Annotated in this window: 4 protein-coding genes; all 4 read right to left on the reverse strand. The window is 63.1% G+C overall.

The window, feature by feature from the left end; translation table 11 throughout:
* Nucleotides 1-23 precede the first annotated feature (23 nt).
* The gene (locus AC1DUU_RS26780; protein WP_476786388.1) at nt 24-824 is read right to left on the reverse strand and encodes an ABC transporter permease; all 801 of its coding nucleotides are present in this window, start codon (nt 822-824) and stop codon (nt 24-26) included.
* Nucleotides 817-1737 (reverse strand): ABC transporter permease, encoded by a 921-nt coding sequence (locus AC1DUU_RS26785; protein ID WP_476786389.1) that lies wholly within the window; start codon nt 1735-1737, stop codon nt 817-819. The genes AC1DUU_RS26780 and AC1DUU_RS26785 overlap by 8 nt, the downstream gene beginning before the upstream one ends.
* Nucleotides 1734-2783 carry an ABC transporter ATP-binding protein gene (locus AC1DUU_RS26790; protein WP_476786390.1) on the reverse strand — a complete coding sequence of 350 codons (1050 nt, stop codon included), beginning with the start codon at nt 2781-2783 and terminating at the stop codon, nt 1734-1736. Before AC1DUU_RS26790 ends, AC1DUU_RS26785 begins: the two co-directional genes overlap by 4 nt.
* 31 nt (nt 2784-2814) lie before the next feature.
* Nucleotides 2815-3441 (reverse strand): extracellular solute-binding protein (locus AC1DUU_RS26795; RefSeq protein ID WP_476786391.1); only part of this gene is annotated, 627 nt, incomplete at its 5' end.

A 3441-nucleotide genomic window follows, 5' to 3' on the forward strand; every position in this document is an offset into this window, starting at 1 on the left:
GCCGAAGCCTGATTGCAGGCCTGTCACGTATGCTCCTGGCGCTGGCGCCCGAACACCACTGTGACGACAATGGCCACCAGCACGATCCAGATTGTCGATATCACCGCAGCCTGCGGATCGACGCGGTCGCGCAGCCCAAGGAACATCACCTTGGTCAGTGTGGTGTTGGCACCGCCGCCGACGAACATGGAGACGATCACCTCGTCGAGCGACGTCAGGAAGGCGAGCAGTGCCGCCGACAAAAGCGAAAAGCGCATCTGCGGGATGACGACCGAAAACATCGACCGCCACCAGCCGGCGCCAAGGCTGCGGGCAGCCTTTTCCTGGGTGAAGTCGAAACGAGCGAAACCTGCCGACAGGATGACGTAGGCGGTCGGGATTGCGATCACAGTATGCCCCAGCCACAGGCCCGGGAACGAACCGACGAGATGCATCCTGGCGAGCACAAAGAACAGGCCAATGGCGACCAGGATGGGCGGCACAGTGGCCGGCATCAGCAGCACGCTGTAGAGTGGCAGCCTGGCCCAGCCGAGCGAACGGGTCGTGGCATAGGCGGCGGCGAAGGCGATCGGCACGGCGGCGGCAGCAGTAACCGTCGCCAGCAACAGGCTGGTCTTGGTCGCCGGCATCCACAGGTCGGACTGCCAGTACCGCTGCCACCAGCGCAGCGAAAATTCGGTCGGCGGGAACTGCAGCAGTTCGGACGCCGAAAACGACATCGGTACCACGATCAGCGACGGTGCGAGCAGGAAGACCGCCACCAGCGCGGTGAACAGGCCGATTGCCAGGCGCAGCGGCCATGAGACGTCGAAACCATCAAACATTGGCGGCACCTCCTAAAGCCCTAATGCTGCGCCGGAGCAGGAAGGTGACGAGGAACACCAGCCCGACCGACAGCAGCAGCAGCACGCCGAGCGCGCTCGCCGCTGGCCAGTCTGACAGCACCGAGACGTTCTGTTCGATGCGGGTCGAGATCATCGGTACGCGCCCACCGCCGAGAATGGCCGGGGTGACGTAAAAGCCCAAGCTGAGCACGAACACCAGCACCGCGCCGGCGAATATACCATTCGCAGCCAGTGGCAGGATCACCGCCCGCAAGGTCAAAAGCTTGCTGGCGCCGAGGCTGGCCGCAGCGCGGATGATGTTGTGGTCGATCTGCTTGATCGCGGCATAGACCGGCAGGATGAACAGCGGCAGCATCACATGCGTCATGCCGACAAGGGTGCCGAAGAAATTGTTGATCAGCGGCAAAGGCTCGGAGACCAGCCCGACGTCGATCAGGAAGCTGTTGACCAGGCCGTTGCGCTGCAGCAGCACCGACAGCGCATAGGTGCGCACCAGAAGTGCTGTCCAGAACGGCAGCATCACCACCAACAGCAAGATCGAGGCAAGCCGCTGGCCGACGCTGGCCATGACCAGCGCAAAGGGCGTGCCCAGCAAAGCACAGGTCAATACCGTCATGCCGCTGACCTGGAAGGTCGTCAGCATCGAGCGCGTATAGACGGGTGTGCTCAGGATTCTGAGATAGGTGTCGAGCGACACCGAGCCGTCCGGCCGCACAATCGATATCCAGAACATCGCGGCGAGCGGCACGACAATGGCGACGGTGACAAGCAAGGCGGCGGGCAAGGCCAAGCCGAAATAGCCGAGCTGCGCAAGCTTGCGGTCGCGCCGCAAGACGGCGGAATTGTCGAAAGCGCCGATCGAGGCCGGCATGGTCAAAGCGGGCGCGCTCATGCGTCGGTCACGGCGATGAGCGCGTCGCGGCGCACATGCAGCTTGAGCGGTGCGCCTTCGGACAATGCCGCCAGGTTGAAATTCGCCGCCTCGGCTGCGGCAATGCGCGCCGAGACGGCTCCGCCGTTCGCCAGAACGACGGAGATGAGCCAGCTGTCGCCCTGGAACACCGAACGTGTCAGCACACCGTTCAGCGACACCTGGTCGTGGCCGCTTGCATCAACGAGTGAGAACCCTTCAGCGCGGATCATTAGCTTCCAGTCCGCCCCGCTTGCCTTGCCTTTCGGCGCGGCGAAGCTCACGACGGCGTCGAGCTCAAGGATGTTGGCTTCGCCGAGGAATTCGGCAACGAAACGCGACGTCGGCCGGTGGTAGAGCGATGTCGGCGTGCCGAGCTGACGGATGACGCCGTCTCGCATGACCGCGATGCGGTCCGACATTGTCAACGCCTCGCGCTGGTCATGCGTGACATAGACGGTGGTCAAGCCGAGCCGGTCGTGCAGCTTCCTGATCTCGTATTGCATCTGCTCGCGCAAGTTCTTGTCGAGTGCCGAAAGCGGCTCGTCCATCAGCATCAGCCGAGGTTCGAACACCACTGCGCGGGCCAGCGCCACGCGCTGCTTTTGCCCTCCCGAGAGCGTTGCGGTGTCGCGCTCGGCCATGCTGGCGAGATCGACGATGTCGAGCGCCCTCCTTGCGCGTTCGGAGGCCTCTGCGCGGCCGATACCCCGGACGCGCAGAGGAAACATGACGTTGGCGGCAACGTTCATGTGCGGGAACAGCGCGTAGTTTTGGAACACCACTCCAATGTCGCGCTTATTGGCCGGCAAGCGGACGAGGTCGCGCCCATCGACCGCGATTCGACCGCGATCCGGCCTGACGAACCCGGCCAGCGCCATCAAAAGCGTGGTCTTGCCGGAGCCGGACGGCCCGAGAACGCTCAGGAACTCACCGCGCCCAACGTCGAGATCGACATCGTTGAGGGCGCGGAAAGATCCATAAGCTTTCGAAAGATTGCGGATTTCAATGAACGCAGCACTTGTCATGTCGTTCGAACCGAGCCGTTCCCTGCCGCGCTCAGCGCGACATCATTTCCTGAAAGCCGAGTTGGGCTTCGCCAACATGCTCCACCCACCATTCATTGCGCTGAGCGAGCTGGTGCGCAGCGTTTTCCGGATAGGTCGGCAGCTTCTTCGACACGTCGTCGGGGATGAGGCCGGTCTCATAGGCGCGCTTGTTGGCGGCGCCATACTTCACCCCGACCGAGAACTTGGCCTGGGCTTCCGGCTTGGACATCTCGTTGATCATCTTCATCGCTTCGGCGGCATGGGGTGCGCCGGCCGGAACGGCCCAGCAATCCATGCTCATAACGCCCTGATTGAAGGTATAGTCGATCGCCGCACCGTCCTTCTTGGCTGCCTCGAAACGGGCGTTCCAACCCACCGACATGTCAACTTCCTTGTCTTTCATCAGCTGCGCATGCTGGGCGCCCGAATTCCACCACACCGCGATATGCGGACGCAACTGCTCGATCTTGTCGAGCGCGCGCTGCATGCCGCCTTCGGACTGCAGCACCTCGTAGACCTTGTCCATCGGCACGCCATCGGCGAGCAAGGCAATTTCGAGCTGGGCCTCGGCATCGTTGCGCATGGCCCGGCGACCGGGGAATTTCTCGACGTCCCAGAAATCCGCCCAGGTCTGCGG

This window comes from Aminobacter sp. P4_H6_2 (assembly GCF_056400805.1).